We start from the raw sequence: 23786 nt of genomic DNA, 5'->3' as shown, positions 1-23786 counted from the left end.
AATGCCTAAAGAGTTCAACCAACAAGCTTGTGCTGAGTTAGCAAAGTTAACTCAAAAGGTAACTGACTCAGCTGATGTTGCAGCTGATGACCACCCTGAACTATGTCAAGATAGTGCCATGTTTCATATCGATGAACAGGGAAACTGGCTGTATCAAAATAGCCCGTTACCTAGCAAATTTGCCAAAATGTTTTTTGGCATTTTGCATTGCATTGATGGCCAGCATTATTTGATTACTCCCGTTGAAAAGGTGAAAGTGAGTGTCGCTCGCTTTCCTTTGGTGCTTACCGATTTTGAGGGCGTTGATGATCATTTAAGTGCATCTTCAGCTTTAGCTCAAGAGCAGACACTCATTGATGCAACCAGCTTAATTGGCACTGAACATAAAGAGATTAAACTCAGCCAGTTCAATATCGAAGAACAAGCTATCACCGTCAAATTTGAACGCGGTATTATTGGTATTTTAGGTCGCGCTTGTTATTACCGTTTCATTAATCAATATTTAACTGATGACTAAAGTTATTACTTTGCTCGTATAAAGTGATAGGGTAAATATTAAGTCAGTTATTTTTGACTGAACTCTGGGTAGTAGACTGCAGGTATTGGTCTTGGAGGTTGCGATGAAACGTTATGAAAATCTTGGTTATCTAGTTTCTCATTTGAATATTGCATTGCAGCAAGAGCTCGACACACGCCTAAAACGCTATCAACTTGATATTAAGCTTTGGCCTGTGTTGTTTTCCCTTTGGCAAAAACAAGGCTTGAGTCAAACAGAATTATCTAAGTATTGTGATGTTGCCAATTACACCATGACAAGGTTATTAGACCAATTACAAGTTCAAGGGTTAATTACACGTCATCAAGAAGCAGACAACAGACGTGTTTTTCAGATTTACTTAACTGATGAAGGCAAAGCATTAGAACAAGATTTGATCCGAGAAGCAGAATGGGTCAATGAACAGTTTCTTTCTGCACTGACCTTGAGTGAGCAACAAACTTTGATGGCATTACTCAATAAGGTTAATCGGTTTGATGATTAGCTTTTGCGGTTAATATAAATCAATTGGTCTTTAAGCGACATTATCAAAATGCAACTCAATTCGGTTTCGGCCATTTTCTTTAGCTTTATATAATGCTTTATCAGCCAAGATCAAGAAATCTTTGAGTTCAAGTTGTGCATTCCCATTCGTGCTCACAATGCCAAAACTTGCAGTACAATTTATGCGAGTGTTTAACCCTATTTCAATGACTTGCTCTTCAATTGCGTGGCGCATTTGTTCTGCTTTTAATTTTGCTTGATGTTGATTCAGCTCAAGTAACACAACAAACTCTTCTCCTCCAATTCGTGCAACTAAATCTGACTCTCTGCAAATTGATCTTACTGCATCAGCAACAGCGATTAAGCATTTATCACCGACAAAGTGCCCATGTTGATCATTGATTCTTTTAAAAAAATCTAAGTCAAATAGCACCAGAGATAAGTCACTACTATGTTGATTTGCTTGGGATAATTTAATTTTGCCTTGATTGAAAAACTGATGACGATTTGCAAGTTTAGTCAATGAATCTGTAGCAGCTTGAGTTATGAGCTTTTGTTCATGATGATCAACTTGTTTTGCAAAATAGGTCAGAACAACAATCACTTCTATCATATTTATTAATATGACTGATTGATAAAGTAAATGGTTAGTTGCAGCGCTTACAATGATCATCGGGTTAGCGTTGAGTGTGTTTTCACAATAGAGAAACAGCACGACAGCTAATAAGCTTAAACATATTTGCTCAATTCTTTCTCGTAATTCAAATAATAAAAATACGCCAGTTGGCACTAGAAAAAAATACAGATGGAAGCCGCTGAATTTAGTCAGGTAATACTGGGTACATGCAACTAGGTGCAGCATTAAAATACAAAAGAACCATATTTTTGCAAGTTTAGGCCGGTTTAGCCGAGTGAGGATATTAGTGCCGAGGTAAGAGATGGTAAAAGCGAGGTTAATTAATCCTACTTGGAAATGTTCTAACACAAGAAGGAAAAATAAACTGTAACTCAAAGAAATACAGGTGGTTATTAAACCAATGATATTTGTCGTCTTTATTCGGTTAGCCGCAGCAAATGAATGCTGCTCTGTTCCATAGTTTATTAGTCGGTTCAACTGCATCAGGGAAAGGTTAATCATTATTTTCTACATATGATAGTCAACTCGCTTTGAGATAGATAGTAACTTATGTAAACAAGGAGTTTCTGGCGAGGAAGAGGGAGTGCGCTAAGATAGCGCACTTTAATTGAATTATTTAAGCTGACTTATCATGCCTTTAAGCACAATATCATCGTAAGTAACGAAACCGAGAATGTTACCAGATTCAATGACTGGGGCTTTATTTATATGGAAGCGTTCGAACAACCTGGCGGTATAACGTACATCCATTTCAGCCGGTACTGAGAATACTGGCTTATTCATGATTTCATAGACATTAATACGCTCTGCAGATTTGTCTTTTGCTAATACCTGACGAGCAATATCACTTAGTAACACCATGCCATATTCGTCATGGTCATGACGCTTATCCACAATCAAAATGTTGACATTCTTGTCCACAGCAACTTTGATCGCATCGGCAACAGTGTGCATACCATCGATAATTGCATATTGATCACTGAGCACATCTTTATTAAAAATAGGGGTTGGATTGTTCATATTTGGTCCTCAATCTCTTTACTTAACTCTTCTATTTGGTGAGCAACACCCACAGCATCTTCAACATCAATTTGAATTGCGATACCTTTGCCAGAGTTTTTATCAAATTCACCCACCGCTGAAATGGTTTCTAGAATATGACGGCTCATGTGCTCTTCTACTAAAAACAAAATCACATCACGTTGTATATCTAAACCAAGCCCCATGAAGGTTTTACGTTTTTTAATTCCTTCACCACGGGCATGGTTAATGACGGTTGCACCCGTTGCACCTGCATCTCTAGCAGCATCTAATACCTTATCTGTGCAGTCGTCATCAACAAAAGCAATAATTAATTTAAAGCGCATCTTGTTGCTCCTTAGCATTTTTTCGCTTATTTAATACTTCAACAATTTGGGCATAGCCCATGACTGTAATCATTGGGAATAAACTGGCAAAGGCAATCAAACCAAAGCCGTCAATCAAAGGGTTGCGTCCCTCAACATTTGTAGCTAGTCCAAGACCAAGGGCTGCAACGAGTGGCACGGTTACCGTCGAAGTAGTAACCCCTCCCGAGTCATAAGCTAATGGGATAATCATTTTAGGGGCGTAGAATGTTTGGATAACAACAATCACATATCCAGCCATAATGTAATAATGAATTGGGTCGCCTACCACAATACGAAAACACCCAAGTGAAATTCCCATAGCCACACCAATAGCCACCGAAATTCGTAAACCTTGTATGCCAATCGTGCCACCAGAGACTTCGTTGGCTTTAATCGCTACTGCAATTAAAGATGGTTCTGCAATTGTGGTACTAAAGCCAATGGCCGCAGCAAAAATATAAACCCAGAAATAATCTTGCCAAATAAATGGTGTCGGGGAGCCATCAGGGTGTAAAAACTCAGGTGTAGTGAGCTGGTTAGCCATGCTTTCACCGATAGGAAATAAGGCGAGTTCAAGGCCAACTAAGAAGAAAGTTAACCCAAATATGACATAAACGAACCCTAAAACAACTGTTTTGATATGTGGAATTTTGCGTTTTAGCACCCCTAATTGAAAACCAAATAGTATCACTGCGATAGGTACAACATCGCGAGCAGTAAGTAGCAAGGTTTCTAATAAGTCTGCAAACATAGCTACTCCTTAGTGCAAGATTATCATGCCGTATAACAGCACGAATATCATTGGGGTAAGACTGGCAAAGGCAATTAATCCAAAACCATCTAGCATGGGATTACGGCCTTTAATGACGGTGGCTAAGCCGACACCAAGAGCGGTTACTAAGGGCACTGTAATCGTTGAGGTGGTGACACCACCTGAGTCATAAGCAATACCAATGATGTCTTGAGGGGCAAAACTGGTTAACACCATGACTGTGATATAGCCGCCGATAATTAAATAATGAATTGGCCAACCTTTAATGATTCTCATCACACCTAATAAAATCGCCAAACCAACAGAAATGGCCACTGTGAGTCTTAATCCGTTCGCATAACCGTCCATCGCATCTTCAGTATTAGCAATGGCACCAGACTCGGCGGCGACTTGCGCAGCCTCATTAGCAACAGCTGTCAGTGCCGGTTCTGCGAGGGTGGTACCAAAACCTAATGAAAATGAAAATATCACTAGCCAGAAGATACTGCCTTTTTGTGCTAATGCCTGAGCTAAACTCTCGCCAATAGGAAATAGCCCCATTTCAAGGCCGAAAACAAAAAAGGTGAGACCTAATACAATGAAAACAAGGCCAATCAGAATACTGCCTAGATGATCGGGTGCTTGTTGCAGAACGAATATTTCGAAAAAAGCGACAACAACAATGATAGGAACAAGATCTTTAAAGCTATTGAGCAGCGCACTGAATAGTTTTAATACTGCTGACATGCAATCTCCATAATTGAATTAATTGTTATGAGATTGATTCAGTTTGACAGCACGACTGTAAACATCAACATATTGATAACGTTAACTTAACAAAGTTTGATGTAAATCAAATCCTACTACCGAAGCGTGAGCAATAACCATAGTCCTTTTATTGCTTAGATGAGAGTAACTTGCTAGGGATAGCTGCTAAACCGATGTAAATTGCACAATTTTGACAACAACTATAGAGCCAACAACGAGGCTAGCTTATACTAGCCCCATATAATGCTATCCAGTTATTTTGATTTTGTAGGAACATGTAATGATACGATTTGTTTTGGTTCTCTGTGCTGCTTTTGTAATGACAGGCTGTGCCTCTAATCAATGGTTAAACGATACCTTTGGCCAAACAGAACAAACAACCAATGAACAGCTTGACTCACGTTCGGCTAACTCACAATCGAATCAAAGCGACAAACCTTGCCCATCTTGCCCAGAAATTACTTGTGAGAAAGAATCAGGTGTGTTCGCAGAGGCTTTTGAGTTGAGCAATGGTTACAGTATTACGATTGAGGAAGGGCGCTTAGAGCCTCGTTCAATTGGCTCTATGGCAGTTAAATTATATCGTGACTTGGAAGTGGGTGACTTTCTATCCGCGTTTCATTTAGCACGTGATGGTACCATCACTCAGGTTGAGTTGGTTGAAAGTGAGTTTTATGATTATCAAATAGACATCACCACAGTCACAGCAGGAAGCGGCAGTTATACAGAAACACAAAGTGTCTGCGTTGATGGTGCTGTCATTAAAATTTGTATGCGATAAATGTCATAAGCGATACAACTTAATACACTAATAAAGAAAGAACACTATATGATATAGTAAGTTATAAGAGAAAAGGACTTCAAATGAAACAACTCTCATTGGCAGCATTGTCTGCCTCATTGATGCTTGCGCTTGCAGTTACACCTGTACAGGCTGAAAGTTTGACTGAAGCTCACGCTAGCTATCAGAAAGCCATTGCACAAAATGACACCGCTAATGCATTAAAATTTGCCGAGCAATCCCATGAGATAGGTGTCGCCCAACTCCCTGCAGATGATATTTCTTTAGCAAACCTTAAAATTAACTGGGCTAACTTACTTGCTGAGCAATCAAAAGCACAGAAGACAAAGGCACTCGCCTTATATCAAGCGGCCCTCAGTATTTATCGTCAACACTATGCAGAAGATGCTATCGAGTTAATTGATGTTTTGATCCCGATTGGAAATGTGGCGACTGAAGGGAAAATAATTAAAGAAGCCATGTATGAAGCAATTGATATTGCAGAACAAAGTGGTAACGAGCTTTTACACGCCTCAACCAAAATTGATGCATTTAGTGCTGTGGCAAAAACACGGTTTTATAGCAAGAAAGTTCAACAATGGGTGTTTAGCGCCTTTGATACTTACCAAAAACTTTACCCAGAAGATTCACTTGAGCGGGTTGAAGCTGAATATTTGGTTGCTTCTATTCACTATTCAAGAAAGCAATATAATCAAGCTATTAAGCATTACTCAAATGTGATTAAGCAAATGCAAGTACTAGATTTTACTCATCCCTATGAGCTTCATTCGCATTCGATAATGGTGCAAATTTTTGAAAGCAAAGGTGATAGTGAGCAAGCAACAGAGCACTGTTTAGCCATTGGTAAAATGACACCTTGGAATGAAAATCAAGAACAAACCCCCTTGTATCGCGTTCACCCTGAATACCCGCTAAATTACGCGAAAAGAGGTAAAGAGGGCTGGGTCAGTTTCGATTTAGTCGTCGATGAAAATGGCTTCGTTAAAAACCTTGAAGTGCGTGACTCAGAAGGTGGTCAAAAGTTTGTGAAAGAATCAATTAAAGCCATCAAACAATGGCGCTATGCGCCTAAGTTTGAAAATGGTAAACCTGTGCCTGCACAAACAACGGTTCAACTAGATTTCACATTAAGTAGATCGTAATGAATGTTAAAGCGTAAAGATTAACGCAACTAAGCTAAAGGTGAGAGCTAAAGTACCAAATTCTAAAAAACGCATATTATCTTTTAGATGTTGTTTACCTTGCTTCAATGTCGTGATTAAGGTGTTTTGTTGATAAATACGACAACTCATTAAATTGGTTTGGTTATCGAGTAACAATTGCAAGCGGCATGTTTTGCCGTTTTGCAATTTGATTTTATGAATACTTGTTTGGCTCCAGCTGAATTTCTTTGAAACCAGTTTATTGTTTATAAAAACGCGTTCCAATCCGAACCAATCACTGATCATTAACTTGATATCTGTTTGATTTAATTGATACTTAAATGTAATCATCATCCCATCCTAGGTCGCGTTCAATCTAATCGATAATCTTAAGTTTGGTACAGATTAACCGAGTTTCAAGACAGAAAAATGAATTAGCCGGTATGTTATTGCTCAATATAGGAAAATATTTTTATCACTAAAACCCTTGCAAAACTGACGATTGATGCTTGTAAAAAAGTAGGTACAGTTTAGCTGTTTTATAGATAAAAGTTGGGTAAAAGGATGGTTACAGAAAGTGAAAAACAGTCGTTTTCAAACAATAGCTATTCACCTAATTCTAATTCACACAATAGCCAAACATGCAAAAGCTTTTAGAACAAACAGGCCCGTTGATAGCAATCGAAATTAACGACTGTTAAACATTTTCTGTGATTAATTGCTGCTGATAAAAACTGAGCAGATCTTTCCAGGTTATAATGCCAACTAATTCACCTTCTTTCAGTATTGGTAGGCAACCAATATCGTTTTCAAGGATCACGCGAGCGGCATCATAAATGCTAGTTGATCCACTGACTGTGATAGGGCGGTGGGTCATGACTTGATGGATCCGTGTGTTTAGGGTTTCCGTATCACGTGTAAACTCCGCTAACGTACCTATACGTGGACTAACTGCCGCAAGGTAGTCTCGGTGGGATAAAATGCCAGTCAATTTACCCTGATCCAATACCAATAAATGATGGAAGCTCACATTATCATAGATCTCTTTCGCAACAGACATTCTGTCATCCAAATCAATGGTGACAATTCGAGTTGTCATGATTGTTGATACTGGTGTTAAGTTAGCTTGTTGCATAGCGGCTCCATCTAATAACGACTATATCCCTAGGGATATATTTGTTATTTAACGTTAGCACAACTGCAAAAAATGTAAATTAATCAATAAGCTTAATCAATTAACTTGAGAGGTTATATACTTTTGTTGCTTGGTCGCTTTAAGTTGATGGATATCTACTAATACAAGGCCGTCAATACAATCACCAAATTCTGGATCTGTTCCGAAATCAATAAATTTTACGCCGCCAGAATCTTGGTCACAAAGCTCAGAATATTGCTTAAAAAGTGTCGGCACGGAAACCTCCATATTAGATAAAGTTCGTTTTAACGTTTTGAAGTTATCTGCATAATTAGCGCTACTAAATAGCTGGTCATATGTTTGTTTTATGTTTGAACAAAGTACATATGGGTTTGTAGAGGTCGCAAGTTGCTGCCTGTCTGCAAAGTGGTGAAGATAAAAATAAACAATTAAGTCTTTTGCAGTTTTAGGAATTGTTGGTGTTAATGAAACCGCGCCAAACAAATATCGGTATTGCGGGTGCAGCCTTAAATAAGCACCAATACCAAGCCAAAGATACTCAAGGCTTCTTCGCCCCCAATATTTAGGCTGTACAAAGCTTCTGCCTAATTCTAACCCTTGCTCGAAATAAGGCTGAAATTGCGGACTGTAGTGAAATAAGGTTTGGCTATATAGACCTTGAGGGTCTTGGTTGAAGATTTGTTGTACGCAGGCAAAACGATAAGCACCTGCAATCTCCAGGGCTTGCGGATCCCACAATACAAGGTGGCAATAGCTGTTGTCATATTTATCGATATCACGACGCTTACCAGTCCCTTCACCTACTGCACGAAAAGCCACTTCCCGTAGACGACCAATTTCTCGCATTATCGGGTTACTACCCTGATGTTGATATAAATATATCTGTTTATTATCTGGCGTTTCGCCTAATAAGGTGCATTGGCTTAATGCAGTTTGTAGTTGTTGTCTTGGCTCTGGGTGTGCTATCGCTTTTTGGGTGGGAAATAATCCAGAACGATCCTTACCTATTCTATATAAATGATTCTTTAGTAACGCCACTTTTGATTTCAGAACTGGCTCGTTGCTCGCGACTACTTCTTTTGCTATTAATTCACCAATTCTCATCGGTAATGTATTTCCACCTTGCTTAAACATCTCCTTTACCAGTAGTAAGCTAGCCAGAGGTTTGTATAACATGGAAGCGCCATAGAAACTGGCTGAGTTTTTTGCGTCTATATAAATGGGCAATAACGGTGCATGGCAAGATTTTGCAAAACGTAAAAACCCTGAGTTCCATTTCAGATCTGTCACCCCATGTGGACGAAGTCGAGACACTTCACCAGAAGGGAAAATAATCACGACTCCCTCGTTATTCAACCATTGATGAATAGTGGCAATATGCTGCTTTGGAGTACCGCCTGTTAGGTTTTTAACCGGAATTAATATTGAATGTAATTGAGGTATGGCCATCAACAGTTCATTTGCGACCACTTTAATGTCTGTTCTTACCTGACTGATCAGTTTAATTAACGCTAACGCATCTAAAGAACCGATGGGGTGATTGGCGTAAATCACAAGCCTACCGGTAACAGGTATATTTTCGATTTCTTGATTTGGTACAGCGTAACTAACATCAAACTCTGCCAAAACTTGTTCGATAAAATCTATGCCTGATAAATGAGCGTGTTTATCTGCTATTTGATTACATTGTTGCTCATGAAAAAGATACTGTAGCGCAGTTTTAACTGGTGTATTAAGGATTGAATTATTTACTACTGGTAAATTTGCTTGCATCATTTTTTCAACAGAAAACAGCGGTACAGATGTGTTTGCTTGCATATTCATGACCCAAATAAGGTTTTATTTGCATTTGATAACACTGCAATTTGTGACATAAGCTAGTCACGTTTAGCAATGTTGATAATTTGGCTAGCTGACTGGTTAGTAAGTCGGTTAACCCAATCTACTTCAAAGCAAAATGTAGGCTGAAATGATGACAATCAAGTGAAACTGATATGGCAGGTATATGACAATTGTGGATAGGCCGAGATAAAAAGCACTGCATAGTTGCAGTGCTTTTGGGTATTAATGAATGATGCTAAGCACTGGGCCTAGCTTTTGGCTGCAGCGTCAATAATATGCTTAGCCATTTCATCTGCTACATCTGCAGTCGTGCGGTTTTCTTCATCCGCTTTTGAGAAGATTTGTAGCAAGGTATCATAAATTTTCTCTACTTTAGCTGTAGATTTTGCCGCATCGTAATCACTTTCAAATGATACGTTGATAATACCACCGGCATTAATAACGTAATCTGGGGCATAAAGTACACCCATTTGCTTCAGTTTTTCACCGTGGCGGACTTCAGCAAGTTGGTTGTTGGCACAACCTGCAACAATTGAAGCTTTAAGCAATGGAATTGTAGTGTCATTGATGGTGGCACCCAAAGCACAAGGCGCGTATACATCAACTTCTTGGGCGTATATATCTTCAGGCGCAACAATCTTGGCACCAAACTCAGTTGCCACTTTATCTAATGAAGCTTGGTGAATATCTGTCACAATCAGCTCAGCGCCTTCTTCATGAAGATGCTTACATAGGTAGTAGCCTACGTGTCCAACACCTTGTACAGAGATTTTAAGACCTTTTAAGCTGTCCACGCCTCGTTGATGTTTTACTGCGGCCTTAATCCCTAGGTATGTACCCAAAGCTGTGTAAGGTGATGGGTCACCCGACTTACCTTCAAGACCTGCGACATAGGGCGTTTCGCGGTTGGCAATCATAATGTCTGAGGTAGAAACACCGACATCTTCTGCAGAATAATATGTACCGCCCAGTTTATTGATAGCACGTCCAAATGCGAGGAATAGTGCTTCACGGTCAGTTGTTTTAGGATCTGCGATGATGACTGCTTTACCACCGCCCATGGTTAAACCTGCAAGGGCGTTCTTGTAAGTCATGCCACGAGAGAGGCGTAATACATCATTAATGGCTTCATCATCTGAATTGTAGTTCCACATTCTACAACCACCTACAGCAGGGCCTAGGTTGGTATTGTGGACTGCAATGATAGCTTTTAGGCCGCTTTGTTTGTCATGACAGAACACGACGTTTTCGTGATCGTCGAACGAGACATGATTAAATACCGTCACGTGTTTTCTCCGCTTGCGATAAAAAAGTGTTAGCTAACAGTAGAAATTCGAATAATAGCTAACATCGAGTTGTTATATTTATTGCAGAACGATAGCATTTCAAGATAGTCTCAACAAAGTTTGATTGAGTTATTTTTGTGATCTAACTGGCAATTTTGGTTGCCACTTTACGTAAACGTAAAGATTTTGGATAATAAGCGACGCAGTTCTGTGCCAATACAATAAGAATAATAGTGATGAGTTTTAAAATTGTTGCTATATAACAATTAGATAGGAAAAGTTATGACTGAAGAAGTAGTTGATAAGTCAACTGAGCAAGCACAAGACCAAGAAGCTTTGAGAGAGCAGTGGGTACGTGAACATTTTCAAAAGGCCAATCGCTTTTTAGCAGAAAAAGGCATTATCCCAAGTAAGGTGATTGCTGATGATAGTCGATATTTAGCGCCATATTTAGCGGTATGGAAAATGGAATCAAAACAGCCTAAAAAACAAACATTTTGGGTGATGTCTGGCGATTTACCTTCCGATTATGTAGATGTAAAAGTGGCGGCTACGGCGAGAGAAGCAATTCGTCATTTTTCGATGATGTGGCAATTGAAGGCTGAAAACCTACATCAATCGGGAGTTACCAAAGATAAAACCCAACTCGATTTTGCTAACTTACTAATTTCACGTGCTGAAAGTCTTCATCACATGTGTAATGACGATAAAATCTGGGGTTAGTCATAAGGTAAGTACATTTACCTAATAAAAAGGCACATAAAGTGCCTTTTTTTATGAAACCTTTTATAAATCCAGTCGCAATGAAATTTCGCTGCAATAGAGATTATCAAGCAAGATAAAACAGCCCTTGATCAAGTAAATCGATTATTACTGCGGCTAGCGCTGGGTTGGTAATTAACTCTTTGGCTTGTAATGGACTGAAACTTACGTGGTTAACAAAATCTTCAATGTCTGAGCTTGCGATGCCTTGTAACTGGTATTGTTCACCATTGATGAATACGCGTTGTTGATCATCATTTTCCAAAGCAATGATTTTTAATCCACCAATGCGCTGTAACTGTGCACCTTCTTCAAGTAACTCTGTTAGTGAGTCAAGTGACATTGGCTCTTGAGGCACAATATCCAATTCGAAACGACTTTGGGACAACAGTTTGCCTAAAATGGTTTGATACTGTTGTTTGTCTTGAGCCAGTTCAATCAGCAGTGACATCATACCTTGCTGAGCGGCATCATCTACCACACCTGCATGTTGACTTGCATTGGTTGATTCAAAGCGTTTGTGGCCTTTATTATCATCAATCAGACTATCGGCCAATTGTGTTAATAGTTCTTGTTGGCTAGGGGCTCTAAAACCAATTGAGTAGCTTAATGCAGTATCAGAGAGAGTGTCACCACAATGCGGAAAACCTGGTGGTATATAAAGTACATCACCAGGTTGTAATACTTGATCTATGATCGGCTCGAAGTCATCAACTAATGGCGAGGTTTGATCGCCATTACGAGGATTGTGAATGCCTTCATCGCCCACTAGCCAGCGACGCTCGCCACTGCCTTGAATAATGAATACATCATAGTTATCTATATGCGGGCCTACACCGCCATGTTTAGTGGCAAATGACACCATCAGATCATCAAAGCGCCAGTCTGGTAAAAAGCGAAATGCTTCTACTAATGGTTGTGACTCGCCATACCAGTGATTCACAGCCTGCACCAACAATTGCCAATGGGTTTCACCAAATGCTTGGTAATCTTCAAAAGGGCCTTGTTGTACTTCCCAGTTACTTCCCTTGGTGATGACGACACGTGATGAAATATCTTCTTCACACGCCAAGCCTGCTAGCTCATCTGCTGAGATTGGGTCTTGAAACTGATTGAATGCATTTTTAAAAATGACGGGCTTTTTTTGCCAAGTCGTTTCAATAAAATCATTAATATCAATTGATAAGTTGTATTCATTCGCATTCATAACTGGCTCAATTTTAGCAATATGTTAGTTATATAATAGGCATAAAAAAGGCGGTGCAATGACCGCCTTTATAAGTCGTGTTAAGTTATTTTAACTGCTCGACAAACATTTCAGCTTGGCCGATATAGTTTGCAGGTGTCATTTTCTTTAACTCAACTTTTACAGCGTCAGGCAACTCAAGACCGTCAATAAATACCGCAAGTTGATCACCATCAATACGTTTGCCGCGGGTGAGCTCTTTTAGTTTTTCATATGGCTTTTCGATACCGTAACGACGCATAACCGTTTGCACCGGTTCGGCTAATACTTCCCAGTTTGAGTCAAGCTCAGCCAGTAAAGATGCCTCGTTAACTTCTAACTTGCTCATACCTTTTAAGGTCGCTTGGTATGCAATTAGGGAGTGAGCCATACCTACACCTAGGTTGCGCAGTACAGTTGAGTCAGTCAGGTCACGCTGCCAGCGAGAAACGGGTAGTTTAGCCGCTAAATGCTGCATTAATGCGTTAGCAATACCTAAGTTACCTTCTGAGTTTTCAAAATCAATTGGGTTAACTTTATGTGGCATAGTTGAAGAACCAATCTCGCCAGCAATAGTACGTTGCTTAAAGTGGCCTAGTGCAATGTAACCCCAGATATCACGATCGAAATCAATCAAGATAGTATTAAAGCGGGCAATGGCATCAAATAACTCAGCAATGTAATCGTGTGGCTCAATCTGAGTGGTATATGCATTCCAGTTGATGCCTAGGCTGGTCACAAAACGCTGTGAAAGTGCATGCCAGTTTACTTCAGGGTAAGCTGAAAGATGTGCGTTGTAGTTACCTACTGCACCGTTGATTTTACCCATGATTTCAACAGCATTTATTTGACCCAGTTGACGTTCAAGACGCACTGCGACGTTAGCCATTTCTTTACCAAGTGTAGTCGGTGAGGCAGGTTGGCCATGGGTACGTGACATCATTGGTACTGATTTGTTGTCACGGGCAATTTGCTTAATGGCATCAACAATTTGTTGGCAGTAAGGCACTAATACTTGCTCACGTGCTTCATGAAGCATTAACGCGTGTGAAAGGTTATTAATGTCTTCTGAAGTACATGCAAAGTGCACGAATTCGTCAATCGCAACTAACTCTTGGTTATCAGCAATTTTTTCTTTGATGAAGTACTCAACCGCTTTAACGTCATGGTTGGTTGTACGTTCAATGGTTTTAACACGTAAGGCATCTTCTTCTGAGAAGTTGTCTTTAATGCTATCAAGGATGGCTAATGCTTCCTCACTAAATGGTGGCACTTCTTCAATTTCTGGACAGCTAGAAAGTAGCTTTAACCAGTTAATTTCAACTTGAACACGATATTTGGTAAGTCCGAACTCGCTAAAAATAGCTCGCAATGAGGCGGTTTTACTACCATAACGACCGTCTACTGGAGAGATAGCTGTTAGTGCGGAAAGATCCATTATAAGCTCCTTGATGAACTTTTGTTGTAGGGTGAGGTTAATTTTGTTGTTGGCTTTGTTTGGCCATATCTATGATGGCCTTACGGGCAAAAACGAGATGGCGACGTTTACCACCTAATTGACGCCATAGCACTGCACTGCGCATAGCAGCTAATAGCAGTGCTCGAATTTTTTCTGCAACCATTGCCTGCTGTAAGCAAGTTGGGTTACCACTAATTTGAATCTTTGGGCCTAAATTACTAATGACATCGCTATATATACTGGCTAGATTTGTCACAACTTGCTCATCAGTAATGGCAAAGTGGTGTAATTGGCGCTGCACTTGATTAATTCGCTCTGATAAAATAGCCAGACCATCTGAGGAGCGGGCAAGTTTTCGCTCTAATGCCAAAATTCCAACTAAGTAGCGGGTAATTTCCACATCTTTTTGGCTCCCATCCCCTAATTGATTTTGGATGAGTTGATAACCTTTATTTAGCTCAGTTTTATTTGGGTAAATATCACTGACATTGTCGGGTTCTGTCACGATAATGGTATTTAAACTGGCACCAAGGGCATCGACATCACTACTGCCGTGACGGGCTAAATACTGCACTTGTGTCAATGCTTGCAAAATACCAGCAAAAGCCATCGTGCGTTCATAAAAATTGCGGTCAGCATTGTGACTCATGCTTAGCCCCTAATTAAATTATCAATAATGCCGCCACCTAAGCACACTTCACCATCATAAAATACGGCTGATTGTCCCGGTGTAACTGCTGCTACGTCTTCATCAAACATAACAGTAATAGTCTGATTATCTTGGTAGTTTATTGTGCAAGCGACGTCTTGTTGGCGATAACGTGTTTTGACAGTAATTTTGCTGCCATCAACAGGACCTTTACGATCGACCCAATGCAATTGATTGACTTGCATTCCTTGAGACATTAAACGTGGGTGATTACCACCTTGACCAACAATCAACACGTTACGAATGAGATCTTTCTCAACGACATACCAAGGGTCTTCGCTACTGTTTTTTAATCCACCAATTCCTAACCCTTTACGTTGGCCAAGTGTGTGGTACATCAAACCTTGATGTGTACCAATCACTTCACCTTCGCTGGTTTCTATATCACCGGGTTGTGCTGGCAGATAAGTCGATAAGAAATGAGTAAACTTTCTCTCGCCAATAAAGCAGATGCCGGTACTGTCTTTCTTATCATGTGTAATTAGACCCATTTCTTTCGCAATGTCACGTACTTGATATTTTTCAAGATCGCCGACGGGGAACAGGCTTTTTGCAACTTGTTCATCGCTTAGCGTATATAAAAAGTAGCTTTGATCTTTGTTGTTATCGACACCACGGAGCATCTGTGTCGAACCGTCTTGATTGTCACGACGACGAACATAGTGGCCCATAGCGATATAGTCCGCATCTAATATTTCATCAGCAAACTCTAAAAAGGCTTTGAACTTAATTTCTTTGTTGCACATGATATCAGGATTTGGCGTGCGCCCAGCCTTATATTCAGCTAGAAAATATTCGAACACATTATCCCAATACTCTGCAGCAAAATTAACAGTGTGTAGCTTGATACCAAGCTTGTCACATACTGATTGTGCATCGGTTAAATCTTGTGCTGCAGCGCAATACTCATCGGTGTCATCTTCTTCCCAGTTTTTCATAAAAAGGCCTTCTACCTGATAGCCTTGTTGTAATAAAAGGTATGCAGAAACAGAAGAGTCTACACCGCCAGACATGCCGACGATAACCTTTTTATCTTGATTGGATTGAGTTGAAGTCATAAATCCTAAACCGTTGAGTATCAATATTAAATTAAAGAAAATGCCCGTTGTTCATAACAAATAAGTTGCCAAGCGAGATATGGGCAGAATTCTGCGGCGCGTATTTTATCATGCATTACGTTTGACGGCTATGTTTTGCCAGTGATGCTTTGGTTATAAAAATGCGCTGCTTAGTAAAGATAATGGGGGCATATTGTCAGCTTGCAAGAGGTAGTCATCAATTGATTGGCACACTAATGGGCTTCGTAGTTGCAGGTTATTTTGTTTGAGCTGTTCATAGCTAAACCAATGACATGCTTTTATTGCCGGATCATTAGGTACACAGCTTTGTTGCATTGCAAGTTCTGCTGCAAAAGTAAACCTAACAAATGCAGTACCATCTTGTGCGGTAAATTGATAAACCTTGATAAGACCGGAAAGCGTTACCTTAAGACCGGTTTCTTCAAATACTTCACGTAGACACGCCTGTTCAATTGATTCGTTGGCTTCCAAATGGCCTGCCGGTTGGTTAAAGCAATGCTTACCATTAATGATTTCTTCAACGAGTAAGAATTGACCTTGACTATGTATTACACAAGCAACAGTCGTATTGGGGCGGTAGCGCTGCATCACTGAATTCCTATTAAGTTAGGTTCTGTTAATCTTTCAAGATTTTGTTTGCAGCGACTTGTTGGCAATTTATAAAAGGCAACGGCTATGATGTGTGGTTATTCCACATGATAAGTCGTTAACGCAATAGAAATGAATACAAGTACTGCCTGTAAGGTTCGTTTAAAAGCTCCTGGCTCTTAGCTAAGAGTCCAGTTTGTTGTAAGCACTGTGGTTAAAAACTACAGGTTTAGATGACAAAACGTCATCGCTCACGCTGCGATTAAAGTGCTGTTAATTCAAACAAACTCTAATCAGCAAAGATCAACAGACCCTAAATTATTAACAAGCATTTACTTGGTTATATCTATGACTTTAAACTCGCCAGAAGGCAAAGAGTCTAACTGCCATTGACCAATTTTATATCGTATAAGCCTTAATGTCGGGTGGCCTACGTGGGCTGTCATTCGCCTCACTTGACGGTTTTTTCCTTCACAAATCTGAATATCTAGCCAAGTGGTTGGTATTGACTTACGTTCTCTAACCGGTGGCGTTCTCGGCCATACTTTAGGTTCATTAATGATAGAAACTTTTGCAGGAAGAGTAGGTCCATCTTTAAGTTGTACGCCATTAATTAGTGATTGAACTGCAGTTTCAGAGGGCTCACCTTCAACTTGGACCCAATAGCCTTTATATGTTTTCTTTTTAGGTTGAGTAATTTTTGCTTGTAACTTGCCATCATTGGTTAACAGCAACAAACCTTCACTGTCTCTGTCTAATCTACCTGCAGCATAAACATCTTTCACTGTGATAAAGTCTTTTAAGGTGCTGCGACCTTGTTCATCGGTGAATTGGCATAACACATCAAAAGGTTTATTAAACAGCACAATTTTAGGATCATTGACGATAGATTTGCTTGAGCGATGAGGCTTAGCAAAACGCGTGTTGTGTTTCTTTGCGGTTCTAGCAGTCTTAGTCATGGAGTTAAGATTTTGCTTGGCACTGTTTTTATGACTGTTAGCACTTTGTTTTGCACTTGGCGTAGTACGTTGATGACTACTGGCATTATTTCGGTGATTTTTATTGCTGGGCTTAGCGGAAAGTCTATCTGACATAATGTTTAAAATGCATTTATGATGGCTTAATCATAGCAGCTTTTGTGATTGGATTGACATTGTTGTACAGATTGTTGAGCCATTGATTATTGGCGAGGGTATTACTTAGTCATACTTTGGACTTACGGAGGTGTCGATTTCTGGTTAAATATTGGTACATTAAGTTTACCAATTTTTAATTCAATAATATCAAACCCTTAGCTGTTTTTGTCCAGTTATGTTGATACTAATTATCAAGAAATGCTGTTAGAAACTCGCTTATTGAGTGGTTTTGGGTATATTATGTGCCCGTAAAAATGTGATCTGTACCTAATTATTCGAACAAGTTAGCCGCCAAGGAACAGGCTTGTTTAGGCGATATAACAACAAAATAGTGGGATAGGGGGAATCACATACTTTCGGCGACATAAGCCAGCATTACTGTGCATATGCCGCGCAAATGTGTTTCTACCAATTCCTGCGATGTGAACTATCACTGCAACTTAAAACATAATTATTATAAAAAATTATTTTTAAACAATAATGTAGGAATTAACATGAAAGATAATGCTCCAACGATCATTTACACTGAAACAGATGAAGCACCAGCACTCGCGACCCTGTCTCTTTTACCTATTATCCGTAAATTCACCAGTGCAGCCGGCGTTGCGGTAGAAACTCGAGACATTTCTTTATCAGGCCGTGTCATTGCTAACTTCCCAGAAAAGTTAACTGCTGAACAAAAGATTTCAGACGCGCTAGCTGAATTAGGTGAAATGGCGAAAACGCCAGAAGCAAATATTATCAAGTTACCCAACATCAGTGCTTCTATTCCTCAATTAAAAGCATGTATTGCCGAGCTACAAGCAAAAGGCTATGACATTCCTAATTATCCTGATGAACCACAAAACGATGCTGAAGTAGAAGCAAAAGCACGCTACGACAAAATCAAAGGCAGCGCAGTAAACCCAGTACTACGTGAAGGTAACTCTGACCGTCGTGCACCAGGTTCTGTCAAGAATTATGCTAAGAAAAACCCACACTCAATGGGTAAGTGGAGCGCGGATTCTAAGTCACATGTTGCACACATGGCTGATGGTGACTTTTACAGTAGCGAACAATCTCTGACATTAGCGTCTCAAGACTCTCTGAGCATTGTTTTAGCTAAAGCTGATGGTACTGAGCAAGTATTAAAATCTGGTTTAGCGATGCAAGCGGGTGAAGTTGTCGATGCAGCATTAATGAGCAAAAAAGCATTAGTTGAGTTTTATACGCGTGAAATTGAAGCTGCAAAATCTGAAGATGTGCTGCTTTCACTACACCTTAAAGCGACGATGATGAAAGTATCTGACCCGATATTATTTGGTCATGCTGTTAAAGTGTTCTTTAAAGATGTTTTCACTAAGCACGCAGCGTTATTTGAAGAATTAGGTGTGGATGTAAACAATGGATTTGGTGATGTTTATGCCAAAATTAATACATTGCCAGCATCTCAAAAAGAAGAAATTGAAGCTGATATTGCCGCCGTATATGAAACGCGTCCAGCTTTAGCCATGGTTGATTCAGATAAAGGTATCACTAACCTTCACGTACCAAGTGACATTATTATTGACGCGTCAATGCCAGCGGCAATTCGTTCATCTGGTCAAATGTGGGGCCCGGATGGTCAATTGAAAGACACCAAAGCCATGATCCCTGATCGTTGTTACGCCGGTGTATATCAAGAAACAATTTCATTCTGTAAGCAACATGGTGCCTTTGATCCAACAACAATGGGTAGTGTGCCTAATGTTGGTTTGATGGCACAAAAAGCGGAAGAATATGGTTCACACGATAAAACTTTTGAAATCCCAGCATCTGGTACTGTAAAAGTACTCAATCAAGCTGGCGATGTGCTGATGAGCCATGAAGCTGAAGTTGGTGATATTTACCGTATGTGTCAGGTAAAAGATGCGCCAATACGTGATTGGGTAAAACTTGCCGTTAAGCGTTCTCGTTTAAGTAACACTCCAGCGGTATTTTGGTTAGATGCAAATCGTGCTCACGATGCGCAGCTTATCAAAAAAGTTGAACAGTACTTGCCTGAGCATGATACTGATGGCCTTGACCTTCGTATTCTTGCACCAGTTGAAGCGACTCGATTCACATTAGCACGTATTCATAAAGGTGAAGATACAATCTCAGTGACAGGTAATGTTTTGCGTGATTACTTAACTGATTTGTTCCCAATTTTAGAATTGGGCACCAGCGCTAAAATGCTATCTATTGTGCCACTGATGAATGGCGGTGGTTTATTCGAAACTGGTGCTGGTGGTAGTGCACCTAAGCACGTTCAGCAGGTTGAAAAAGAAAACCACTTACGTTGGGACTCTTTAGGTGAGTTTTTAGCATTAGCAGCTTCACTTGAACATTTAAGTCAAACTGCAGGTATTGCTAAAGCACAAGTACTTGCAGATAGCCTAGATGCGGCGATTGGTCAGTTCCTAGACAGCAATAAGTCTCCTTCACGTCGTGTGGGTGAACTCGATAACCGTGGTAGTCACTTCTATTTGGCTATGTATTGGGCGCAAGCGTTAGCAACACAAACAGCTGATGCCGTGCTTGGTCAGCAATTTGCTGGATTAGCGGAGTCACTAGCGTCAAATGAAACTGTGATTGTTGATGAGCTAAATAAAGCACAAGGCCCAGCTGTAGATTTGGGTGGTTATTACCGTTTAGATGCAGCAAAAGCATCGAATGCGATGTTAGCAAGTGCAACGCTTAATGGCATTATTTCAGCTTAATTGTAAGGGTGTACCAGCACAGTTGGTGCACCTTGAATGCTGTTGCTGGTGAAAAGTTATTTAACTTGTTTTGGCATAGTATAAAAATTGAGCATAAAAAAAGACAGGGATTACACTCCCTGTCTTTTTGTTTTATAGTTTCACCAACTATTTTGTTGGAGAAATGGCCGAAGCATGCATTCCTTTGGGGCCTTGTTCTACTTCGAAAGACACTGGTTGCCCAGCTTTTAAGGTACGGTAACCTTCCATTTCGATTGTTGAATAATGCGCAAATACATCTTCGCCACCCTGATCTGGGCAAATAAACCCGAATCCTTTGGCGTTGTTGAACCATTTAACAGTTCCGCTTGCCATACTTCCACTTCCTTCTGTTGTCTACTTACCAGTATGATAGTAAAACTTATTATCTAGTAGCGGTCTAAAAGTGCCGCTAAGCAAACAGAATGAAATTTGTACGATTAGAAGTCAAGCAGAAATTAACAAAAAGACAACATTTAATTAATTTAATATTATCAAGTGGTCGGATAGTAAACGAGAGGCTAGTATTAACACATGGCAAAATTAGGAAGCGTTGAACACACTGAAGAAAAGGTCGAGTCGGAACTCCAACCTCCCAGTATGTACAAGGTAGTGTTGAACAATGATGATTACACACCAATGGATTTTGTTGTTGAAGTATTACAGCGATTTTTTAATAAAGATGAGCAACAAGCAACAGACATCATGTTAGCCATTCATCATAAAGGAAAGGGGCTTTGTGGCGTTTTCCCATTCGGAATTGCTGAAACCAAGGTGTTACAGGTAAATCAATTTGCAAGAGAACATCAACACCCGTTACTGTGTACGCTTGAGAAAGCATAAAATATAAAACGGAATAACGTGCAATTGTGGTTAATTATTGGGGGCGCGTATGCTGAATAAAGATCTTGAAGTCACCTTAAACTTAGCGTTTCAACAAGCTAGAGACTCTCGTCATGAGTACATGACGGTAGAGCACCTTTTATTAGCGTTAATAGACAACCCAGCAGCTTATGAAGCATTAGTCGCCTGCGGTGCAGATATCAATAAGCTCAGAGAAGAAGTTGCTAATTTCATTCAACAAACCACACCTATCATTGCAGAGCCAGTCGAAGAGAAAGAAACCCAGCCTACCTTAGGTTTTCAACGGGTGTTACAACGTGCTGTATTTCACGTGCAATCATCTGGTCGTGATGAAGTCACCGGTGCCAATGTACTGGTAGCCATTTTCAGTGAGCAAGAATCCCAAGCTGTGTATTTGCTTCGTCGTTGTGATATTACGCGTTTAGATGTTGTTAACTACATCTCGCATGGCTTTTCTAAAGATGAAACTGGTAGCGAAGGTTCGATGGACAGCGAGCAATTGGAAGAGCAAAGTGATGCGCCAGAATCACGTACGATGCTTGAGCAGTTCACGGCAAACCTTAATCAGTTAGCAATTGATGGCAGCATTGACCCTCTGATCGGTAGAGATGCAGAAGTTGAACGTGCGGTCCAGACATTGTGCCGTCGCCGAAAGAATAACCCGCTACTTGTTGGCGAAGCGGGCGTGGGTAAAACTGCAATCGCAGAGGGGTTAGCTTACCGGATAGTTAACAAGCAAGTGCCAGAGGTCATGGCGGATGCAACAGTATATTCCCTTGATTTAGGTGCGTTGTTAGCCGGTACAAAGTATCGAGGTGATTTTGAAAAGCGCTTTAAAAGCTTATTGAAAGAACTGGCAGCGAATGAGCACGCCATTTTATTTATCGATGAGATTCACACCATCATTGGCGCTGGCGCAGCTTCTGGTGGGGTGATGGATGCATCTAATTTATTAAAACCACTACTTTCAAGTGGCAAGCTCCGTTGTATGGGGTCAACTACCTTCCAAGAATATCAATCTATCTTCGAGAAAGATCGCGCGCTCGCCAGACGTTTCCAGAAAGTAGATATTAATGAACCTAGTGTGGCAGAAACCACTAAGATTTTAATTGGATTAAAGTCTAAGTATGAGGAGTTCCACGGCGTTCGCTATACGCAAGCAGCGCTGAGCTGCGCTGCGAGTTTATCGGATAAACACATTAATGACAGACATCTACCTGACAAAGCGATTGATGTAATTGATGAAGCGGGCGCACGAATGGTGATGATGCCTCAAAGTAAGCGCAAAAAAACTATCGGTCAAAATGAGATAGAGCAAATTATTGCTAAATTGGCTCGGATCCCAGAGAAGAGCGTTTCATCTACTGATAAAGACTTACTTAAAAACCTTGAGCGTAATTTAAAAATGGTTGTATTCGGTCAAGACAAGGCAATTGAAGGGCTTAGCGCGGCAATACGCTTGTCTCGCAGTGGTTTAGGTACTGACAAAAAACCTGTCGGTAGCTTCTTATTTGCAGGCCCAACTGGCGTAGGTAAAACCGAAGTTACCAATCAATTAGCGGCTTGTATGAACTTACAACTTATTCGCTTTGATATGTCGGAATACATGGAGCGTCATACGGTTTCTCGACTTATAGGTGCACCGCCAGGCTACGTTGGTTATGACCAAGGTGGATTATTAACCGATGCAGTCATTAAAAATCCGCATTGTGTTGTGTTACTTGATGAAATTGAGAAAGCACACCCTGATGTGTATAACTTACTGCTGCAGGTGATGGATCACGGTACATTAACTGACAATAATGGCCGTAAAGCTGATTTTAGGCATGTTACGCTGGTCATGACCACCAACGCAGGTGTTCAAGAAACTGTACGTAAATCTATTGGCTTTAGACAGCAAGACCATTCTCAAGACGCGCTACAAGAGATTAATAAAGTCTTTTCTCCTGAGTTCAGAAACAGATTAGACTCAATCGTGTGGTTTAACCATCTTGATATGACAGTCATTGCCAAAGTAGTGGATAAATTCTTAGTGGAGCTACAAGCTCAGCTAGATGACAAGCGAGTCACTCTGGATGTGAGTGATGAAGCCAGAACACTGTTGGCTGAGAAAGGTTATGACAAAGCTATGGGCGCAAGACCAATGGGACGTGTGGTAACTGAACTCATCAAACGTCCGCTTGCAGATGAAATTTTATTTGGTGAACTAGAGGGTGGTGGTATCGCACATATTGATGTCAAAAATGGCGAAATCAATATTCAATGTGAAAGTACTGAAAAGGTTTCATAATCCGCATTGATGGTGATTGCTGCTAGTGCACTCGGTGGATGAGAAATATTCATCGAGTGTGCGCTCAAGACTGACTCTTTTGATTAACGTGTGTTGAAAGCAAATAATCAGACATAAAAAAACCG

The 23786-nt window shown here is 40.3% G+C and carries 24 protein-coding genes; 8 read left to right on the top strand and 16 right to left on the bottom strand.

All coding sequences use genetic code 11. The features are described 5' to 3' along the window. The first annotated feature begins 1 nt into the window (after position 1). Both ACHUGF_RS13870 and ACHUGF_RS13865 read left to right on the top strand, forming a co-directional pair. Positions 2-517, top strand: a complete 516-nt coding sequence (locus ACHUGF_RS13870) for a DUF1285 domain-containing protein (RefSeq protein WP_394132071.1) — start codon at positions 2-4, stop codon at positions 515-517. Between the two features lie 103 nt (positions 518-620). After that, entirely contained in the window at positions 621-1040 is a 420-nt protein-coding gene (locus ACHUGF_RS13865; RefSeq protein WP_394132070.1) for a MarR family winged helix-turn-helix transcriptional regulator, read from the top strand. Positions 1041-1070: 30 nt separating this feature from the next. On the opposite strand, the gene ACHUGF_RS13860 is transcribed toward ACHUGF_RS13865, so the two are convergent. The 5 genes from ACHUGF_RS13860 to ACHUGF_RS13840 all read right to left on the bottom strand — a co-directional run bounded on the left by ACHUGF_RS13860 (position 1071) and on the right by ACHUGF_RS13840 (position 4562). Then, positions 1071-2177, bottom strand: a complete 1107-nt coding sequence (locus tag ACHUGF_RS13860) for a GGDEF domain-containing protein (RefSeq protein ID WP_394132068.1) — start codon at positions 2175-2177, stop codon at positions 1071-1073. Positions 2178-2288: 111 nt separating this feature from the next. Beyond that, positions 2289-2696, bottom strand: a complete 408-nt coding sequence (locus ACHUGF_RS13855; protein WP_394132066.1) for a CBS domain-containing protein — start codon at positions 2694-2696, stop codon at positions 2289-2291. Beyond that, positions 2693-3043 carry a P-II family nitrogen regulator gene (locus ACHUGF_RS13850; RefSeq protein WP_394132065.1) on the bottom strand — a complete coding sequence of 117 codons (351 nt, stop codon included), beginning with the start codon at positions 3041-3043 and terminating at the stop codon, positions 2693-2695. The genes ACHUGF_RS13855 and ACHUGF_RS13850 overlap by 4 nt, the downstream gene beginning before the upstream one ends. Further along, positions 3033-3815, bottom strand: coding sequence for a DUF1538 domain-containing protein (locus ACHUGF_RS13845; RefSeq protein ID WP_394132064.1), 783 nt, complete (start codon positions 3813-3815; stop codon positions 3033-3035). The genes ACHUGF_RS13850 and ACHUGF_RS13845 overlap by 11 nt, the downstream gene beginning before the upstream one ends. 9 nt (positions 3816-3824) lie before the next feature. Then, positions 3825-4562: a DUF1538 family protein gene (locus ACHUGF_RS13840; protein WP_394132062.1), complete on the bottom strand. Its 738-nt coding sequence runs from the start codon at positions 4560-4562 to the stop codon at positions 3825-3827. A 301-nt stretch (positions 4563-4863) separates the two neighbouring features. On the opposite strand from ACHUGF_RS13840, the gene ACHUGF_RS13835 reads away from it, so the two are divergent. Continuing rightward, positions 4864-5364, top strand: coding sequence for a PliI family lysozyme inhibitor of I-type lysozyme (locus ACHUGF_RS13835; protein ID WP_394132060.1), 501 nt, complete (start codon positions 4864-4866; stop codon positions 5362-5364). A gap of 83 nt (positions 5365-5447) precedes the next feature. Further along, entirely contained in the window at positions 5448-6527 is a 1080-nt protein-coding gene (locus ACHUGF_RS13830) for a TonB family protein (RefSeq protein ID WP_394132059.1), read from the top strand. Between the two features lie 6 nt (positions 6528-6533). Here the strand turns inward: ACHUGF_RS13830 and ACHUGF_RS13825 are convergent, their stop codons facing one another. From ACHUGF_RS13825 to ACHUGF_RS13810, 4 genes are all read right to left on the bottom strand, one after another. Then, the gene (locus ACHUGF_RS13825) at positions 6534-6881 is read right to left on the bottom strand and encodes a hypothetical protein (protein ID WP_394132058.1); all 348 of its coding nucleotides are present in this window, start codon (positions 6879-6881) and stop codon (positions 6534-6536) included. A gap of 343 nt (positions 6882-7224) precedes the next feature. Then, entirely contained in the window at positions 7225-7662 is a 438-nt protein-coding gene (locus ACHUGF_RS13820) for a CBS domain-containing protein (protein ID WP_394132057.1), read from the bottom strand. A 96-nt stretch (positions 7663-7758) separates the two neighbouring features. Then, complete coding sequence (gene olsF, locus ACHUGF_RS13815; protein WP_394132056.1) at positions 7759-9501, bottom strand: bifunctional ornithine lipid synthase OlsF; 1743 nt, start codon at positions 9499-9501, stop codon at positions 7759-7761. 272 nt (positions 9502-9773) lie between these two features. Beyond that, on the bottom strand, positions 9774-10811 hold the full coding sequence (locus ACHUGF_RS13810; protein WP_394132054.1) for a Leu/Phe/Val dehydrogenase: 1038 nt from the start codon (positions 10809-10811) through the stop codon (positions 9774-9776). Positions 10812-11093: 282 nt separating this feature from the next. Here ACHUGF_RS13810 and ACHUGF_RS13805 point away from each other — a divergent pair, with 282 nt between their 5' ends. After that, positions 11094-11534, top strand: a complete 441-nt coding sequence (locus ACHUGF_RS13805) for a DUF4826 family protein (RefSeq protein ID WP_394132052.1) — start codon at positions 11094-11096, stop codon at positions 11532-11534. 106 nt (positions 11535-11640) lie between these two features. On the opposite strand, the gene ACHUGF_RS13800 is transcribed toward ACHUGF_RS13805, so the two are convergent. From ACHUGF_RS13800 to ACHUGF_RS13775, 6 genes are all read right to left on the bottom strand, one after another. After that, entirely contained in the window at positions 11641-12780 is a 1140-nt protein-coding gene (locus ACHUGF_RS13800; protein ID WP_394132051.1) for a ribosomal protein uL16 3-hydroxylase, read from the bottom strand. A gap of 85 nt (positions 12781-12865) precedes the next feature. Beyond that, positions 12866-14236, bottom strand: coding sequence for an adenylosuccinate lyase (gene purB / locus ACHUGF_RS13795; protein WP_394132049.1), 1371 nt, complete (start codon positions 14234-14236; stop codon positions 12866-12868). Positions 14237-14273: 37 nt separating this feature from the next. Then, a complete protein-coding gene (hflD, locus tag ACHUGF_RS13790) occupies positions 14274-14906 on the bottom strand; it encodes a high frequency lysogenization protein HflD (protein ID WP_394132048.1) in 633 nt (210 codons plus the stop codon). A gap of 2 nt (positions 14907-14908) precedes the next feature. After that, positions 14909-16024: a tRNA 2-thiouridine(34) synthase MnmA gene (gene mnmA / locus ACHUGF_RS13785; RefSeq protein ID WP_394132046.1), complete on the bottom strand. Its 1116-nt coding sequence runs from the start codon at positions 16022-16024 to the stop codon at positions 14909-14911. Positions 16025-16177: 153 nt separating this feature from the next. Continuing rightward, positions 16178-16636, bottom strand: coding sequence for an NUDIX hydrolase (locus ACHUGF_RS13780; RefSeq protein WP_394132044.1), 459 nt, complete (start codon positions 16634-16636; stop codon positions 16178-16180). A gap of 329 nt (positions 16637-16965) precedes the next feature. Continuing rightward, complete coding sequence (locus tag ACHUGF_RS13775; protein WP_394132043.1) at positions 16966-17727, bottom strand: rRNA large subunit pseudouridine synthase E; 762 nt, start codon at positions 17725-17727, stop codon at positions 16966-16968. Positions 17728-18263: 536 nt separating this feature from the next. Between ACHUGF_RS13775 and ACHUGF_RS13770 the strand changes: the two genes are divergently transcribed. After that, on the top strand, positions 18264-20489 hold the full coding sequence (locus ACHUGF_RS13770; RefSeq protein WP_394132041.1) for an NADP-dependent isocitrate dehydrogenase: 2226 nt from the start codon (positions 18264-18266) through the stop codon (positions 20487-20489). 147 nt (positions 20490-20636) lie between these two features. Here the strand turns inward: ACHUGF_RS13770 and cspD are convergent, their stop codons facing one another. Next, positions 20637-20843: a cold shock domain-containing protein CspD gene (gene cspD, locus ACHUGF_RS13765; RefSeq protein ID WP_130602777.1), complete on the bottom strand. Its 207-nt coding sequence runs from the start codon at positions 20841-20843 to the stop codon at positions 20637-20639. 198 nt (positions 20844-21041) lie between these two features. Between cspD and clpS the strand changes: the two genes are divergently transcribed. Next, complete coding sequence (gene clpS / locus ACHUGF_RS13760) at positions 21042-21350, top strand: ATP-dependent Clp protease adapter ClpS (protein WP_394132039.1); 309 nt, start codon at positions 21042-21044, stop codon at positions 21348-21350. A gap of 49 nt (positions 21351-21399) precedes the next feature. Next, the gene (gene clpA, locus ACHUGF_RS13755; protein ID WP_394132037.1) at positions 21400-23661 is read left to right on the top strand and encodes an ATP-dependent Clp protease ATP-binding subunit ClpA; all 2262 of its coding nucleotides are present in this window, start codon (positions 21400-21402) and stop codon (positions 23659-23661) included. Positions 23662-23786: the final 125 nt, after the last annotated feature.

Source organism: Shewanella maritima, assembly GCF_043643735.1.
Lineage (GTDB): Bacteria > Pseudomonadota > Gammaproteobacteria > Enterobacterales > Shewanellaceae > Shewanella > Shewanella maritima_A.
The sequence above is the reverse complement of the archived record's forward strand: the minus strand, read 5'-3'. Positions and strand labels throughout refer to the sequence as shown.

Coding starts and splice junctions, on each gene's coding strand:
- ACHUGF_RS13850 (WP_394132065.1), bottom strand. CDS start 3,043: ATGCGCTTTAAATTAATTATTGCTTTTGTTGATGACGACTGCACAGAT.
- ACHUGF_RS13870 (WP_394132071.1), top strand. CDS start 2: ATGCCTAAAGAGTTCAACCAACAAGCTTGTGCTGAGTTAGCAAAGTTA.
- mnmA (WP_394132046.1), bottom strand. CDS start 16,024: ATGACTTCAACTCAATCCAATCAAGATAAAAAGGTTATCGTCGGCATG.
- ACHUGF_RS13865 (WP_394132070.1), top strand. CDS start 621: ATGAAACGTTATGAAAATCTTGGTTATCTAGTTTCTCATTTGAATATT.
- ACHUGF_RS13835 (WP_394132060.1), top strand. CDS start 4,864: ATGATACGATTTGTTTTGGTTCTCTGTGCTGCTTTTGTAATGACAGGC.
- ACHUGF_RS13860 (WP_394132068.1), bottom strand. CDS start 2,177: ATGATTAACCTTTCCCTGATGCAGTTGAACCGACTAATAAACTATGGA.
- ACHUGF_RS13855 (WP_394132066.1), bottom strand. CDS start 2,696: ATGAACAATCCAACCCCTATTTTTAATAAAGATGTGCTCAGTGATCAA.
- olsF (WP_394132056.1), bottom strand. CDS start 9,501: ATGCAAGCAAACACATCTGTACCGCTGTTTTCTGTTGAAAAAATGATG.
- ACHUGF_RS13775 (WP_394132043.1), bottom strand. CDS start 17,727: ATGTCAGATAGACTTTCCGCTAAGCCCAGCAATAAAAATCACCGAAAT.
- cspD (WP_130602777.1), bottom strand. CDS start 20,843: ATGGCAAGCGGAACTGTTAAATGGTTCAACAACGCCAAAGGATTCGGG.
- ACHUGF_RS13830 (WP_394132059.1), top strand. CDS start 5,448: ATGAAACAACTCTCATTGGCAGCATTGTCTGCCTCATTGATGCTTGCG.
- ACHUGF_RS13770 (WP_394132041.1), top strand. CDS start 18,264: ATGAAAGATAATGCTCCAACGATCATTTACACTGAAACAGATGAAGCA.
- clpS (WP_394132039.1), top strand. CDS start 21,042: ATGGCAAAATTAGGAAGCGTTGAACACACTGAAGAAAAGGTCGAGTCG.
- ACHUGF_RS13840 (WP_394132062.1), bottom strand. CDS start 4,562: ATGTCAGCAGTATTAAAACTATTCAGTGCGCTGCTCAATAGCTTTAAA.
- purB (WP_394132049.1), bottom strand. CDS start 14,236: ATGGATCTTTCCGCACTAACAGCTATCTCTCCAGTAGACGGTCGTTAT.
- ACHUGF_RS13805 (WP_394132052.1), top strand. CDS start 11,094: ATGACTGAAGAAGTAGTTGATAAGTCAACTGAGCAAGCACAAGACCAA.
- ACHUGF_RS13845 (WP_394132064.1), bottom strand. CDS start 3,815: ATGTTTGCAGACTTATTAGAAACCTTGCTACTTACTGCTCGCGATGTT.
- ACHUGF_RS13800 (WP_394132051.1), bottom strand. CDS start 12,780: ATGAATGCGAATGAATACAACTTATCAATTGATATTAATGATTTTATT.
- ACHUGF_RS13825 (WP_394132058.1), bottom strand. CDS start 6,881: ATGATGATTACATTTAAGTATCAATTAAATCAAACAGATATCAAGTTA.
- hflD (WP_394132048.1), bottom strand. CDS start 14,906: ATGAGTCACAATGCTGACCGCAATTTTTATGAACGCACGATGGCTTTT.
- clpA (WP_394132037.1), top strand. CDS start 21,400: ATGCTGAATAAAGATCTTGAAGTCACCTTAAACTTAGCGTTTCAACAA.
- ACHUGF_RS13820 (WP_394132057.1), bottom strand. CDS start 7,662: ATGCAACAAGCTAACTTAACACCAGTATCAACAATCATGACAACTCGA.